Annotated in this window: 13 protein-coding genes; 12 read left to right on the forward strand and 1 reads right to left on the reverse strand. The window is 38.9% G+C overall.

Going from position 1 to position 16502, the window contains the following annotated elements; translation table 11 throughout:
• The first annotated feature begins 723 nt into the window (after window positions 1–723).
• Genes ACYQ0C_RS04575 through ACYQ0C_RS04585 form a run of 3 tightly spaced genes read left to right on the forward strand, consistent with a single transcriptional unit; the run spans window position 724 to window position 2209 of the window.
• On the forward strand, window positions 724–939 hold the full coding sequence (locus ACYQ0C_RS04575) for a helix-turn-helix transcriptional regulator (protein ID WP_016277155.1): 216 nt from the start codon (window positions 724–726) through the stop codon (window positions 937–939).
• A complete protein-coding gene (locus tag ACYQ0C_RS04580) occupies window positions 936–1271 on the forward strand; it encodes a HipA N-terminal domain-containing protein (RefSeq protein ID WP_016277156.1) in 336 nt (111 codons plus the stop codon). The genes ACYQ0C_RS04575 and ACYQ0C_RS04580 overlap by 4 nt, the downstream gene beginning before the upstream one ends.
• Entirely contained in the window at window positions 1271–2209 is a 939-nt protein-coding gene (locus ACYQ0C_RS04585) for a HipA domain-containing protein (RefSeq protein ID WP_016277157.1), read from the forward strand. The genes ACYQ0C_RS04580 and ACYQ0C_RS04585 overlap by 1 nt, the downstream gene beginning before the upstream one ends.
• Before the next feature lie 82 nt (window positions 2210–2291).
• Here the strand turns inward: ACYQ0C_RS04585 and ACYQ0C_RS04590 are convergent, their stop codons facing one another.
• Window positions 2292–2435 carry a transposase gene (locus ACYQ0C_RS04590; protein ID WP_016277158.1) on the reverse strand — a complete coding sequence of 48 codons (144 nt, stop codon included), beginning with the start codon at window positions 2433–2435 and terminating at the stop codon, window positions 2292–2294.
• Window positions 2436–2568: 133 nt separating this feature from the next.
• On the opposite strand from ACYQ0C_RS04590, the gene ACYQ0C_RS04595 reads away from it, so the two are divergent.
• From ACYQ0C_RS04595 to ACYQ0C_RS04635, 9 genes are all read left to right on the forward strand, one after another.
• A complete protein-coding gene (locus tag ACYQ0C_RS04595) occupies window positions 2569–4866 on the forward strand; it encodes a carboxypeptidase regulatory-like domain-containing protein (protein ID WP_016277159.1) in 2298 nt (765 codons plus the stop codon).
• Between the two features lie 149 nt (window positions 4867–5015).
• Window positions 5016–6758, forward strand: a complete 1743-nt coding sequence (locus tag ACYQ0C_RS04600) for a tetratricopeptide repeat protein (protein WP_016277160.1) — start codon at window positions 5016–5018, stop codon at window positions 6756–6758.
• Window positions 6759–6855: 97 nt separating this feature from the next.
• The gene (locus ACYQ0C_RS04605) at window positions 6856–7224 is read left to right on the forward strand and encodes a DUF3244 domain-containing protein (RefSeq protein WP_016277161.1); all 369 of its coding nucleotides are present in this window, start codon (window positions 6856–6858) and stop codon (window positions 7222–7224) included.
• A 9-nt stretch (window positions 7225–7233) separates the two neighbouring features.
• Window positions 7234–9183, forward strand: a complete 1950-nt coding sequence (locus ACYQ0C_RS04610; RefSeq protein WP_016277162.1) for a discoidin domain-containing protein — start codon at window positions 7234–7236, stop codon at window positions 9181–9183.
• Between the two features lie 4 nt (window positions 9184–9187).
• Entirely contained in the window at window positions 9188–10549 is a 1362-nt protein-coding gene (locus ACYQ0C_RS04615; protein ID WP_016277163.1) for a radical SAM/SPASM domain-containing protein, read from the forward strand.
• 13 nt (window positions 10550–10562) lie between these two features.
• Window positions 10563–10766 (forward strand): hypothetical protein, encoded by a 204-nt coding sequence (locus tag ACYQ0C_RS04620; protein WP_016277164.1) that lies wholly within the window; start codon window positions 10563–10565, stop codon window positions 10764–10766.
• A gap of 181 nt (window positions 10767–10947) precedes the next feature.
• Window positions 10948–13239: a carboxypeptidase regulatory-like domain-containing protein gene (locus tag ACYQ0C_RS04625; protein ID WP_016277165.1), complete on the forward strand. Its 2292-nt coding sequence runs from the start codon at window positions 10948–10950 to the stop codon at window positions 13237–13239.
• Window positions 13240–13687: 448 nt separating this feature from the next.
• Window positions 13688–14428 (forward strand): hypothetical protein, encoded by a 741-nt coding sequence (locus ACYQ0C_RS04630; RefSeq protein ID WP_235783064.1) that lies wholly within the window; start codon window positions 13688–13690, stop codon window positions 14426–14428.
• Window positions 14415–16406, forward strand: a complete 1992-nt coding sequence (locus ACYQ0C_RS04635) for an O-antigen ligase family protein (protein WP_016277167.1) — start codon at window positions 14415–14417, stop codon at window positions 16404–16406. The genes ACYQ0C_RS04630 and ACYQ0C_RS04635 overlap by 14 nt, the downstream gene beginning before the upstream one ends.
• Window positions 16407–16502 lie beyond the last annotated feature (96 nt).

A 16502-nucleotide genomic window follows, 5' to 3' on the forward strand; every position in this document is an offset into this window, starting at 1 on the left:
ATTTAAACAACTGCTCAAAAGGCGAAATTTGCTCAAATTCGATGTTGTTTCACCGCAATATCTCCTCATTTTCTTCATTCAACCCCTAACCATTCGTTCTTATAAAGCAGCTGCATGGCTTGTGCACCGGATTTTCAGTAGTCTATGTGCGCGTATTCCACTGTCTCTCTGTTGTTTTCTCCCTTTTCTGTTCTTGCTTTTTATAGGTTGTAATTGCTTAGTCACCTAGGTGGTTAAGTCTAATCACGAGAGTGGTTAAAGTTAACCACCTAGGTGACTATACTTAACCACGTACGTGGTTAACGAATATTGAACTTTCAATCATCAAAGAAGAATAGTATAACACAAACTACGGTGGCCGCTATTTATGCCGCTTATGTGAGGAAAGAAAGCTGAAAAGCAGGGGATTTCACAAATAATCGGTTTATAAGTCTGTGAATGGATATCATGTTGTGAATGAATGATTTAAGAGGGGAATGTAGGAAAAAGGAGTGAGGGTGATGGTTTTATAATGAGTGTATTATAGCTAAAAGTGAGGGCATGAGGGCATAAGTGGGTGCAACTTATTATTGTATTATGTACAAATTGGTATTGGCGGAAGATGTCAAAAAGAATCACTTTGCACCCTTTCGGGTATATTATACGAAGGAAACTAATAAATTATACCCATTAGGGTGTAATTGTCGAAGCTTTTTGTATATTTGTACCCTAAAGGGTGTAATTATGAGTGATTCATTGTCATTGTTTGTAAAAGAAATGCGTAAGCGGTTCAGACTTACGCAAGTAGATTTGGCGGCTAAGGCGGGGGTGGGACTTCGCTTTGTGCGCGAGTTGGAGCAAGGAAAGCAGACTTTACGGATAGACAAGGTAAACCAGGTGCTTGCCCTCTTCGGACATGAAGTGGGGGCTGTGCCTGCAAGAAAGGAGCATAGCGCATGAAAAGGGGAAAAATATATTTGAATGATATCTACGCAGGGTTGTTGACGGAAGATGAGAATGGTTTCACTTTTGCCTATGATGCCGGATTCTTGCGCTCCGGCAAGGCGGAAGCCGTCAGTCTGACACTACCGCTGACGGACAAACCTTATCGTGACACTGTGTTGTTCCCGTTCTTTGACGGCTTGATACCTGAAGGATGGCTGCTGAACATTGCCGAAAATAGCTGGAAGATAAACCGGCGCGACCGTATGTCGCTGTTACTGGCCTGTTGTAAGGATTGCATTGGGGCAGTGAGCGTAGTAGAGGATGAACTTGATAAACCGGAAACATGATGGAAAGGTGTTTGTATTGTTATAAGGAACTGAAGGAAGGACAGGTGGACTATCATCCGGCTTGTGCCCGGAAACTTTTCGGTACCCGTCAGGCTCCTCAACTGCCTTACGTGCGGAGTGAAATAGGCGAACTGGCCAAACAGGTAGTAAGGGCACAGACCACGCTGACGGGCGTGCAAGCCAAATTGTCGCTCGATGTGAATCCCGGCGGAAAGAACGAGCCGGACCGTTTTACTATTGTGGGCTTGTGGGGAAAGTTTATTTTGAAGCCCCAGACTGATTTTTACCGGGCATTACCTGAGCTGGAGGATTTGACCATGCACATGGCGGAAGCAGCCAAAATGACGGTGGTTCCCCACGGGTTGGTGCGTTTTGCCGATGGCGAGTTGGGATACATCACCCGGCGCATAGACCGTCGCCCGGATGGTGGAAAGATTGCCATGGAGGACATGTGTCAGTTGACGGAACGTCTCACCGAATATAAATACAAGGGATCGTATGAGCAGATAGCCAAGACTATCAAGAAGTATTCCGCAGTGCCGCAGCTTGATCTGGTGAATTTCTGGGAAGTGGTGGTGTTCTCGTGGATTGTGGGAAACTCGGATATGCACCTGAAGAACTTTTCATTGTATAACACGGGGATGGGTTATACTCTGACACCTGCATACGATTTACTGTCCACGGTTATTGTCATGCCCGAAGATACGGAGGAAATGGCATTAACTCTTAATGGGAAAAAAAGGAAAATATGGAGAAGTGACTTTGAGAAGTCGATAACAGCATCGGGGATCAGTGGCAAGGTAATAGAGAATATCGCCCGGAAATTCCGGTGTTCCATCATCAAATGGATGGAACTGATAGATGCTTCCTTCCTGCCCGAAGACATGAAGAAACCCTATAAAAGACTGGTGCTTCAACGTCTGCTTTGGCTGCGCTGAAAGATGCTTTCTTTGCTATGTCAGTTATTTTAATCAAACCCCATGCACTCTGCCAAGGTGCAAAATTGGCGGAGAGCATACGTCATTGACAACCTGTTTTGGGCAAGTAGGGAATGGCATCAAAAATGCCACGAATAGAATATTTTCGTCTTCTCTTTTGCGTATTCACTATTTTTTCTATAAATTGCCACTGTTTATTAGTGAGGTTGGTTGAATATTGTTCCATAACTTAATGTCTTAGTAATCATAAAGTTACAAATGGTGTATTAATTAACATGCTGAAATCCAATATGATAAGCACTTACATGGCAATTATTTTAATTTATTTTTAAACAGTTTCTGAATAAATATTATACTTTATGACTTCTTCTTATTTGTTAAAATTGACAGGGCTATCCATACTGATATTCACGCTTTCTCTCTCGTGTTTGAGAGCGCAAAACATACGTGGAACCGTTTGGGATGAAAATCACAATGGTTTGTCTTATGCCACAGTACGTTTGTTGCATCCTGATTCTATTTTCGTGGCTGGTGTTTGTACGGATAGTGTGGGGCATTATCAGATAAAAGCAAGTTATACAGGTAATTATTTGCTGGGTATTAGCTCCATTGGATTTAAGACGAAATTCATTCCTGTTCATGTTTTGCAGGATGAGGTTCGTTTGGAACCTGTTGTCTTGGATGTTGAAGCTGTAAGACTTGGAGAGGTCATGGTGAATGCTTCTTCTTTTATCCGGCAGAAGGATCATGTTTTGATTATACCGGAAAAAACGCAGGTAAGGCATTCTGCTTCTGGTTACGACTTGCTATATCGATTAATGATTCCGGAGGTGGAAGTAGACCGGATAAATGGGAAGGTGTCGGCTATTGGTGGCGAGACAACTCTCTATATAGACGGACGCAAGGCTGATGCGCGTGAGATACGGAATTTGAATCCGAAGGATGTTGAGAAGATAGAGTATTACGATGTGCCGACAGGAAAATATATGAATGACATTTCTGCCATTAATTTCGTGATGAAACAACATGAAAGTGGGGGCTATGTATCATTTAATGCCGATCAAAAAATAGGATATTTGAGTGGTGATTATAATGTGGTGGCTAAACTGTCTAAAAAGTCTATGGATTATACTTTGTTTGCCGGATATTCTCAAAGGGAATATAGTAAGCTGACGGACGACAGGCAAGAGGCATTCGTTTTTACCGATCGTGTCGTTCGCAGACAGTCCACCTTGTTGGACGACCGTGTGAAGAATAATAGCCAGTATGCCCAGTTGAATATCTCCAATAAGCAGGATAAACGGTTGCTCTCGGGAAAATTGTCTTTGGTACATAGCGATTCTCCTGATAATTATAACCGGAGGTCGTTGTTGTATGATGGTGACAAGGAAAACATAGAAAGTTTCTCTAATGTAAGCCAATCAGGTTGGAAACCTAATTTGGAACTGTATGGACACTGGGACGTAACAGACAAGCAGTATTTGGAAACGACGGTAGTGGGCAGTTATACGCACAACCAATACCGTTATAGTTATCAAGAGAATGACTACACTGTCCTTACCGACAATCAAGAAGATATGTATGAACTTTATGCCATTCTCAATTATGGCATTCAGTTCAAACATCGAAACGCATTGACCATACAGGGCTTTCATTTTCATACCGTCAGTTCGATCGATTATCGGATTGGTAATATTCCTTGGCAACATTTTTGGGAAGGAGAAAGCATGTTGTTTTTGGATTATACTCAACGATTTGGAAAAAAAATATTCCTTCGGGTTTGTCCCGGATTCTCATATATCCAATATCGTTTACATCACGATGACAGGAAAAGCAAACTTTCTCCTCGTTTGCGTTTCAATGTAACATATACTTTTGCACCACAACAACAAATCAGACTGACTTGTCCTGTCGGCAGTGGTTTCCTGGATATCAGCCAATTGAATACGGTGGAACAACAAATAGATTCGTTGCAAATAAGACGTGGAAACCCTCATCAACGGGTACCTTTCCAAACCACTCCTTCTATTGCTTACAGTGGGCAATTCGGGAAAATTACTGTGGGGGCGAATGTGGCTTATGATATGATCAATTATATGCGATATGAGGATTTCAGTATAGAAAATAATAAATTGGTGCGGAGTTATAACAGTGACCGCAAGTATCGCAATTTCTCTGTCCAATTGTTTGGTACATGGAAGGTAACAGACCATTTACGGATGCGGCTGAATGGGGGCTGGCGATATGTGACTTACCCTTCCACTTCTAAAAGTTTAGATAATTTTTGGGGTAATCTGCAAGTGGATTATTACTGGAAAGACTTTTCGTATGGTTTGTATGCCAAGTCGAAGACCAAGTGGCTTAATTTTAACCTGATGTCTGTTACTATGGCTGCTCAATGTGGAGGATACGTTAGTTGGAATCCCAAAAACTGGCGAATGGAAGTGGGCGTGACTAATCCTTTTTCCACTAAATTTAAGGAAAAGTCTATGATGGACCGTGAGATATATCGTTGCCAAAACACTATGCTGTCTAAGCCGGATCGCTTCGCCGGTTATGTTAAGTTGGCTTATACATTCGACTTCGGCAAGAAGACCTCTCGTGAAAGTAACAGTGTGGACAGAAGTATCAATAGTGCTATACTGAAAGTGGAATAACTGAACAAGCTGGTGTGTTTTAAAACATAAAGTGTGCTTAATAGCCGTTTGAAATGGCTGCAAACCGGACACTTTTCAATGAAACTTAAATAAAAAAATGCTACCTTTGCCGCATGGTAAGACATCAAGTATTATAAAAAGGTAGCTTTATGAAAAATGCATTGTTTGTATATTTGTTGGCCGGATGCGTGTGTCTGCTTTCCTGCACCTCGGAGAAAGATTATCCTATAGCCATGCGTCATGCCATGGGCTGCATGAATGCCCGTCCCGACAGCGCTTTGATATGGTTGGCTACTTTGGCGGACAGCATAACCCATGCTCCTCAGAAAACACAAATGTATTATCGTCTGCTTACTATAAAAGCAGAGGACAAACTTTATATGCCGCATACCACGGACTCCGTTATTCTTTCCATCGTTGATTATTATCAGCAAAAGGGTGATAAGGAACGCTTGTTCGAATCCTATTATTATTTGGGAGGAACGTATCGGGACATGAACGATATTCCGAGGGCGCTGAAGGCGTATCATCAAGGCATAGAGGTTGGTGAGGATACGGAGCAAACGCTTTTGCAGGGAATGACCTACGGGCAGATGGGTATCTTATTTGCCTATCAGGACCTTTACGATGAATCCCGACGTATGCATTGGAAAGCATTACATTGCTATAGGGAATTAGGAGACTCTGTGAAATGTGCCAATTCGTTGTGTCATCTGGCTCGTACGTATGATGGGAAAAATGAAAACGATAGTGCCCTTTATTATTATAAGGAGGCTTACCGGATGGCGCGAAAGCTTCGAAAAGACAAATTGGCTGATGGCATAGCCGGGGAAATGGGATGTTTTTACTACGATAAGGGGCAAATAGGGTTGGCAAAACAGATTTTATTGGAAGTATTGCCTACGGAAAGGAAATCGAGTAATGTATTGTTGTGTCTGGGAAGTATATATAAAGATGAAAGACAAGTGGATTCAGCTCGCTATTATTGGGGAGAGGTGTTGAAATATGGAAATCTTCATAAACAGTGCTATGCAAATTATTATCTGACTGATTTGGAAAAGACGCAGGGAAATGAGGTGCTGTCATTAGCTTATGGCAAGCAATATAGAATATTACAAGATTCTATAAATGCTATAACTCGAACTGATGCGGTAGAGAAACTGCATCTGTCTTATAGCTTTCAGCACGAAGAACAGAAGAACCATCAGCTGGATTTGAAGAATGAAAGCTATTTAAAGAAAATCTATCTGCTTCTATTTATTCTGCTGTTTATCATAGCCTTGGCTGTTATTGTCATTCAGCGTATCCGCATCAGGAAGCAGAAAGCCATTGAGCAGGAAAAGCGTTTGCGGTTAATACAGGAAGAACAATATAAGCATAGCTTGGCCTATATGCGCGAGAACGAGCGGAAGTTGCAGGAAGTGGAAAGGCAATTGGTGGAAGCGGTTAAACAGAATGACACGCTCCGGCAGGAGCTGTTGCTCTCTCAGCGGAAGGTGTTGGAAACTTCCGGGCATCAAAGTGCCGCTTTGCTTTCCAACCGGGAGTTACTGGAAGATGCTTTTCGTCGGTCTGATGTCTATGCTTTCTTTCATCAAGCAGAGCAGGAGGAACTGAAAGTGCAGGAAGAGGATTGGGATGCGCTTCGCACAGCTATTGATATTGCCTATCCTCAATTCACTGGCCGCCTGTATGAACTCTATCCCAAACTGTCGCAAAGGGAACTCCATCTATGCTACCTCATCAAGTTGTCTTTAAGCTGCATGAGCATGACTCACATCTTGATATGTACTCCTTCTGCCATTACACAAGCCCGTAAACGGCTTTATAAAAAGATGTCGGGACGAGATGGTGCAGGAGAAGATTTGGATAAATTAATTGCTGATTTATAGGTGATTAGTATATTGTCAAATATCTGTCAAATCATTTTTTGAACCTCTTTGAATCTTTTTATCTAGCTTTGCATCATTAATTTTAAATGATAGTGCAATGATGAAAACAAAAAGATTAATAGTGATTTTATGCTGCCTTGTACAGGTCTTGTTTGGTACAGTGGCTTATGCTGAAAAGATACCAGTAAATAAGAATTGGGAAGATACACTTGATGTGCGTTCTTTGTCTTCATCTCCTATCTTGATGAAAGAAGGAAATATGCTTCTAATCCAATCGGATAAAGTTTTAGAGAACTTGTTTATTGCCATTACAAGTGAAGATGGACGGCAAGTGTATTTGGAATTGCCTAATGTAATAGTTGATACAGCATACGTTATCCCCATTGACTTGCTTCCGGCAGGCAATTACTGCATCACTGTGATGCAGGGTGCTAATTATGTGATAGGATATTTTCACGTGGGTTAAAAGGAGGTTATGTATCGTATTCTTCTCTATATAATATCAGTAACTGTGCTATTCCTTTGCAGTTGCAAGATGCAGACTGCGGAAACGGGAGTGGAGGAAGCATTGTCGAAAGCCGGAGGTAACAGGAAAGAGCTTTTCCAAGTGATTCGGCATTATCAGGATAGTGGTGACTCGTTGAAGTTGAAAGCGGCTCTGTTTCTGATAGAGAATATGGCAGATAAATACTATCTGACTGGCAATCTGATTAATGAATTTTATACTTTTATTGATTCCGTTTATCAGATAAAACAGCCGGAATATGACATCCCTGCCATTTATGATGCATTTGGGAATAAGGCAATATATAGAGATGAAAAGCCCCAAGTGAATTGGGATGTGCAGACTTTGTCTGCCGACTTTCTGATTCAGAACATTGAGGAGGCATTTGCCGTATGGGGGCGTCCGTGGAACAAACATCTCACTTTTGACGAGTTTTGCGAATGGATATTGCCCTATCGTGTGGCTACAGAAATACCCGAATCATGGCGAAAACTGTATAGGGAACGCTTTGAACCGCTGTTGCAGTCGGACACTATTCAAACAGCCAAGCAAGCTTGTACGATTATTAATAATGAGTTGATAAAACTTCCTATTCATATTGCTTTGGATGCGGTGTTGCCAATTAGTTTGCGCCCCAGTACATTGGCTGATATTAAGTTTGGTCTATGTGGCGATTATGCAGAGTTAGCACTTTATGCTATGCGGGCAGTTGGTATTCCGGTGGCAATAGAAAGCGTCTCTCATTGGGGAAGAGGTAATGGAGGGCACGTGTTCAATGTTGTTTATGATAATGATGGAACATGGCATGATTTTTCGGGAGCAGAACAAAATCCGGATGAGCATTTGGTACGTTTCCGCCATGAAATGCCAAAAGTGTATAGAGAGACTTTTGGCAAACAAAAAGGTTCGTTGGCTATGATTCATGGTAATGAGGATATCCCTTCCAATTTCCGGAATCCTTATCAGCAAGACGCTACGGGAGAATATCCTTTTATCGAAGCTAAGGATGTAGAACTTACATTGCAGATTCCTCGCAATAAATCATTTGCCTATTTATGTGTATTCAATCCGCAAGGTTGGTTTCCCGTAGCATGGACACAAGTAGAGAATGGACATGCTGTATTCAAGAATATGGGACCTAACATAGTCTATCATGCCGCCTATTTTGACAAAGGAAAAATTCAACCGACGGGACATCCATTTTTGCTGGATACTTTAGGATGTATCACATTTTTGACTCCTCAGAACGAAAAGGCGACATTAACTTTGGAACGTAAGAATCCGAAAGCTAGCAATCTGGCGTACCTTCCTCCCCTGATGATAGGATGCCGCTTCCAAGGGGCAGACAATGCAGACTTTACAGATGCTGTGACTTTTCATACCATAACAGAAGAACCGGATTTCAAGTATATCACGGTGTTGGTGACCGATTCTCGTCCGGTGAAATATGTTCGCTATCAGTCTTCCGACCAGACATGGGGAAACATGAGTGAAGTGGAATTTTATGCCAAAGGCTCTGATACGCCACTCAAAGGGAAGGTAATAGGAAAGTATATACCCAGTATATATTATCCACGGAACGGAGCAGACAATTTGTTTGATGGTGACCCGTTGACTTTCTTTCACAGCAATGATAGCTTGAGTTGGGGAGGACTGGAGTTGGAACAGCCTACGGTCATTTCCCGAATCCGATATATTATTCGCAATGATGATAACGGCATTCGTAAAGGACATAAATACGAATTGTTTTATATGAATAACGGACAATGGACGTCACTGGGTAAACAGATAGCAACTAAAGATGATGAGGCAGCCTATAATAATGTTCCACAAGGAGCTTTGTATTGGTTGCGTGACTATACGAAAGGATATGAAGAGAGAATTTTTGAAGTTAAAAATGGAATTGTAATTTGGCATTAATGATATGGAATTAAGGACATCATCTTATATAATTCCAGTAAAACTGGAAAAGGAAAAAGGGAAGTATTTATTGATTCATGGATATACAGGAGCAATTGATGTTGTTTCAGAAGAACTATTAGCGAAAATTGAATCGATAAATTTGGTAAATGATTTATCAGAAGATACGTTACAGAATTTATTAAAACGGGGATATATAACCGTAAAAAAACAAAATGAGGAGATTGAATATGTTTCGAGAATAGCTAGAGCATTACATAAAAAGATGCAACTATTATATAAAAATTTTACATTTGTGGTTACTTATAATTGCAACTTTAGATGTCCTTATTGCTTTGAAAACAGACGAATGAAAGATGATTCTTCAGTATTATCTTTTACAAGGATGATGGTCGATAAAGCTTATTCAGCAATGGAAGAAATAGAACCTCGTGTGGAGTTAAGAGATAAAACAATAGCTTTATACGGTGGTGAACCTTTATTACCACAAAATAAAAATATAGTAAAGTATATAATAGCTAAAGGTGCTGAGAAAGGATATACATTTAGAGTATTAACCAATGGATATAATTTGAATTGTTTTATGGATTTATTGTCTCCTGAGCTTATAGATGAAATTCAGGTTACGATTGATGGAACAAAAGAGTATCATAACAAGAGAAGGATACATTATGAAGATAATGAAACCTTTGATAAAATAATATCTAATGTTGATCAGGCTTTAAAAAAAGGAGTAAATATTATTGTTAGAGTAAATACGGACAATAAAAATGTCGAGGATTTTGTTCGTCTAAAAGCTTATTTTGAAGATTGTGGATTCTTTTCATATCCAACTTTTAAAATGTATTCTGCTTTATTGTGGGATAGTTCTTCTATTTCAGAAGAAGAACAACACTCACTTGATTTTTTATCTGCTAAATTGTATATTTCAAAAAATGAAGAGATGGGAACAATAAAACAATGTAAAGATTGTGGCTTATATACAAGAATATATCAAGCTTTGAGTGAAAATAAGCCTATCCCTTTTAGAAATGTATTTTGTGCTTCCCAAACAGGAGGATACATTTTTGATCCTTTAGGAGATATTTATCCATGTTGGGAGATAGTAGGGAATAACAATTATCGAATCGGAAATTATAGGAATGAAAAGATAGAGTGGGATAATGGTAAATTAGATGAATGGCACAACTATGACATTACTGTTAATTCTATTTGCAAAAGTTGTAAGTATGCTCTTTTTTGTGGTGGTGGGTGTGTAGCTCATGCACTATTTGGAAGGAAAGAACAATGTGCCTATTTTACGACAATGTTTAAATCAGTTGTGAATCGAGCTTTTGAAAAAATGCTAAATAAATCGTTTAATTAAAATTTTTCTAATTATGAAATTAAGAGAAGATGAATTAGTTTCTTTAAATGAAACTTTTTCCGAATTTAATCTTCAAGAACTTGAAGATCGTTTAGAAACCGATCCTCTAGCTGCTGGAGGCCTATTAGATATAGGCTCTTCAGATGATATCGCATTGTATGGTCACTGCACTGGCTATACGTGTGGAGGTATGTTTTGTGAAAGTTACGATTGGTAAATGTTGAATTTTAGGAGGGGGTATCAAAATTAAGATAGTTCATTATTTTATCATTCAAAATGGTTGGGAAGGTTTTGAATATATCTGTTTTAATGTATGCAGATTTTTTATAAGCCGATTAACCAAATGATAAAATGCTATTAGAATTTTGATATGACCTCCTTTATGGATTAATTTAGCTATGAATAGTCTTAGATTTATAGTAGCTTTATGTATAAGCTTATTCTTTATTGAAGCTCGGACACAAAGCATAGTCAAGGGAAAGATAAAAAATGCAATTAGTCAAGGTGTTTCTTATGCAACAATAAGAATCTTGCAGAAAGATTCTACCTATGTTCAAGGCGCTTCTAGTGACAGTATGGGTTGTTATAAGTTCGTGAACGTAAAGCAAGGTAGATATTTATTGGCTGTGAGTTCTATTGGTTATACTTCTGAAATTTATCCATTTGATGTAAATGGAACAAATGATAAAGTGTTGCCGGATATTATATTGACTGATAATAATATTGTATTAAATGAAGTGGTGGTAAAAGGACAATCTTTTATTCGTCAAAAAGACAGAGTCTTGATTGTTCCCGATAGACAACAAATGCAGCATTCTCATACAGGATATGATTTACTCTATAATTTAATGATTCCTAATATTGAGGTGGACCGTCGGAAGGGAAGTGTTTCTACATTGGGAGGAAGCGTGACGTTATACGTAAATGGGCGCAAGGCAGATTATCGGGAAGTAAAGAATCTTCGTCCAAAAAATATAGAGAAAATTGAATATTATGATGCTCCCACCGGAAAATATGCTGGTGATATAGCATCTATCAATTATATAGTAAAGGAACAACAAACTGGTGGGTATGTATCTCTTGATGCTGATCAAACAATCGGGTATTTGAAAGGAGATTATAATGCCGCTGTGAAAGTGGCTCATGGGAACACTTCTTATACTCTTTTTGCGGGTCATGCTATGCAGCAATATGAAAATGATGATAATAATAAGTTGGAAATATTTTGTTTCTCAGACAACCCTTTTACTAAGAATTCTTTTACAGATTTGGAAAGAATAAAGACCAATCAACAGTATGCACAACTAAATATTCTCAATCGGAATAAAATGCGAACATTAGGGGCAAAAATATCTTTGATTCACAATGATATACCTGATAATATTCAAAGTTGTCACTTCAAATATTCAGGCTATAATGAAACGGCTAAATCTAAAAATCTTACGAATCAATCTTCTCTTATGCCTACCGTTGAATTATATGGGAGTTTTCAATTGAAAGAAAACCAATGGCTTGAATGTACTTTAAGTGGAACCTGTACAAACAATGATTATAATCGTTCTTATGAGGAAAGTGCTTTTTTATCGTCAACAAATGTAAAAGAGAAATTGTATACTCTTGATCCATCTTTGAAATATACAGTTTCTATGAAACATCATAATTCATTGACAGTACAAGTACAGCATTCTCATAAGGTCACTTCTTCGACTTATTTAGGTGATTATCATTCGTGGCAACATTTATGGTCTGGTGAGACGTTGTTTTTTCTGAGTTATAACCAGCGGTTAAATAAAAAAGTCTTTATAGATGGACGTGTTGGTATGTCTTCCTTGCAATATCGTCTGCATGGTCATGATAAAATAGCTTATGTTACTCCACGTGGCAATATTCTTTTAGGATATCAGATGAGTGATAATCAACAGCTTTATTGGGGAGCAAGTATAGGAAATGCTTATCCCGAAATAAATACCATTAATTCAGCAGAACAAAATATTGATATCTTTCATATAAAGCGTGGAAATCCTGATTTGGACAAAATAAATATGTATATGACTTCGGCTAGTTATAGTTTGCAATTTGGACGTTTTAATTTGTTCGGTATTTTTATGTATTCATCTGAAATCAATGCAGCTTTGCCGGCTTATTATATTGAGAATGATAAAATATTAGAAACTTTTCGTAGTGATGGCGATTATCATCTGTTTCGTAGTGGATTGGACCTTTCTTGGAAAGCCACAAATGCATTCCGCTTAAGATTGAGCGGACGTTGGCAATATGGAATGATTAAAGGATTTACAAATGAATCACAGAATAGTGTTTACGGCAAATTGAATGTTACTTATTATTGGAAAAATTTAACTTTAAGCTTGTATGCTCAAACTCAGAGTCGTGAATTGACTGAAGTAGGTGTTTATGAATGGCAAGATGGACGTTACGGAGGAGCTTTGAGTTGGAATCATAATAATTGGGCAATCGAAGTGGGAACTAATAATCCATTCTTAACTAATAATGAAACAAGATATTATTTAAATTCGAATGTTTATAGCTATAGTAATCATATATATAATAGAGTAAATCAGCAAACTGGTTATATAAAAGTTGCTTATACTTTTGATTTTGGGAAAAAAATGTCTAAAGATCAAAAGAATATTAGTACAACAATCAATAGTGCCATTTTAAAAGCAGAATAAAATGAATATATATGGTGATATCCTTATTCATCCGTTATCTTCTTCCACACAAGAAAAACGTTATCTTTTGTCTTGCAATGGAAAATATTATGAGGCGAATTACTCTATTGTTGAATTGTTGCATTTTTTGCAGGAATATTCTACGAAAGAGGAAGCTATAACTGCTTATATGTGTCATAAGCAGGGTAGATATAAGATTGAACAGGTACAGCTAATTATAGATAGATTTATTGCACCCCTTTTTATGGTTAAAGAACGAAAACATACTTTTTTCTACGAAAAAGAATTGTTCAGTTCAACAGCCATTGATAAGTTTTCAAATCAATTCTGCTTCATGTTCAGTAAGACGTATATGCTTGTTGTGCTCTTTATAGCTGTACTTTTGGATATTTATTTTTTCCTAAGTTCTGACAATTTATTGATGTTCAACAATAAAGTTGACATTTATATGGTAATTGGATTAATTGTCTTTATGCTTGCTTCCTCTTTCTTTCATGAATTGGGTCATGCTTCTGCTTGTAAATATTATGGAATAAAACATGGTGCAATAGGATTTGGATTGTATCTAAATTTTCCTGTACTTTATACGGATGTAACAGAGGTGTGGAGGTTGAGTAGAGCAAAAAGGTGTGTGGTGAATATTGCTGGTGTTTATTTTCAAAGCTATTGGTTAATAATTCTGTTAGTAGCTTTTGAACTTACCGGAAATGATACTTTGCGTTATATTATATTAATTATGAATCTAGGTTTTTTGATGACATTGAATCCTTTTTTCAAGTTCGATGGTTATTGGATTGCGTCCGACATTTTGGGTGTACCCAATTTGCGCGCCCGGTCATTGGAACTGCTCAGTTATTGGTATAAGCGTATTTGTAAATATCCAATAGAGAAGAAACCTTATTTACTGCAAATCCGTTCCTTGGAAAAATACGGTTTACTGCTCTATTCTATTGTGGTGAATCTGTTTATGGGATTCTATTTCTTTTATATCATTCCAAGGTTCTTTTATCGGTTTGTACATACATTTCCCGATAAGGCAAACGAATTGATTCTTTATTTGTCTAATAATATGACACCTCCGTTTGCGTTGCTACGTAATATCGGTTCGCAATTGCTCTTTTTGATGTTAATAGGATACTTTTTGTACAGACTGGTAACTCCTTTAGTGAAGCGATATGTCGGCAGGTAAACTTTCTCTTTCCCGTCCGGCATGTGTAGGGATGGCTTTGCTGGTATTAGCGATAATGGCAATGCTTTTGTTCCGGATGGAAGACAACTATCATATAGGTTTGCTGCTATCGACATGCGGTTTGGCATGGGTAGGGGCATTGCCCTTTCGCCAATGGACACGGATAGATTGGATTCTTTCTCTTATTACGGTGTATGAATTGTTTTCATGCTATTGGGCAGAATGTATGGCACCGGCAATCTTTCCGGCATTCTATGCTGTTTTTGGTTGGACGGTTTACTTTCTGCTTCGTCGGATATTAGCTGAAGGATCTATCTTTTATTGGGTGGTAGAAGGAGGACTTATCCCGATAGGAATAGCTTTGTTGTTGGCTATTGGAAGTTTTTATGTTTTTCGTCATTCTGTATTAAATTCCGGGTTTGTGGATACTTATCATTTCCGTTTTCTGTTTCGTCCATTGGGCTATATTACGAATGTATGGGCAGAAGTATTGCTCATTCTTTTAGGATGGATATGTCTTGCGCGACGTTATTCTGCCCTATTCATTTTTCTATGTGTACTGGCAATTCTCTTTTCTTTTTCAAGGGGGGCTTATATTTCTTTGGGCATTTATTTATTGGCGGGGCTTTTGTGGATGGAAACAAAACGGGAAAAAATACGTTTGCTGGCAGTCGGTTCGACAGCCATTGTTTTGACTGCTTGTTTTCTTCCACAGGAAATGAAAACAACTTTGCAAATGAACCGTACGGTCTCCCAGCAACAAAGTACGGAAGGACGGATTGATGCTGCACACGCTGCTTGGAACGCATTTCGTGAACATCCGTTACTGGGCTATGGAAGTGGTAATTTTACTTATGCCATAGACCATGCCATGAATCAGGACAGTACGCATGCTTTTACATCGTTCGCGCCAAATATTATAGTGCAATTGTTGGTAGAGAAAGGAATCTTGGGTGTAATGTTTTATCTGCTGTTGACGGTAGTGGTACTACATTTTATATGGAAACATAGGCAACGGTCGGAGTGTAGGATTATAGGTTGTGTCCTATTGGCCTTGCTGGCAAAAGAAATGACCCAGGCCACATTATTGTGTGTGCCTTTTACATTCTTTATGCTCTATGTGTTGCTGGCTTTCTTGCAGAGTGGGGAAGTAGTGATGGAGGAGAAGAGGGAGAGAAAGGCGTCAGGCTATATACTTCCGGCTGTGGCACTGGTTTGTTTCATTGCTTGGAATACTCCTTCCTTGCAATCTATGGAGGCTACACCCCAATGGGTGAACAAGGCTATAGAAGAGATGGCACTTTATAAAAACGATGGTAAAACGGAACATTTGAGTGAAGCGGCAAAAGTTTTGGAGGAAGCCTCGGAAAGGCGGCCGGAGGATTTGCAAATCACCTATTTACAGGCCCGTCTCCATTGTGCTAAAAAAGAAACAGGTGAAGCCGAAACATTATTGAACGGGCTTGTTGCGGCTTATCCGAAAAATTCGCTTTATCTGGCCTCTTTATCAGATGTACAATACCGGCAAGACAAGAAAGAACTTGCTTTGCAATCGTTTGTGAATGCCGTCCGTTATATGCCTCGATTGCTGACAAATGAACGTGTCAGAAAATGGCGGCAAACCGATACGTTATTTTATCAGAACTTGCGTGACAGACTTTGGCTTCTCCGGCCTGCACCGGGAGATACTCCGTCTGATTATGCTCGCTATGGTTACATTGCCCGCTGGTGTGGCAATCCTTCTGCCGATACATATTTGCGGAAAGCTGTTGCGGCTTTGCCGAATCTTGCTACACCTTGGCATTTGCTGGGTGATGACCGGAAATATCGATTATTACTATTTGGCGCTTTTCGTAAAGAACTTGATACTGCTGAACTGCCTGACGAACAAGAACTGACTGACGAACTTATGTTGGAAATGGCTTATTCCGCTAAGTTTAAAAATTGGTATGGCTGCCCATTGATAACTCTCCAATAAACCTGTTTTCCTTCCCTGTTTTAGTTATTTTAATTAAAACGTGTGCAGTCTTTCAACATCTATTTCGTTTCTTTGTTAAAAGGATACTGAGTATGA

The organism is Phocaeicola sartorii JCM 17136 = DSM 21941, assembly GCF_054653615.1.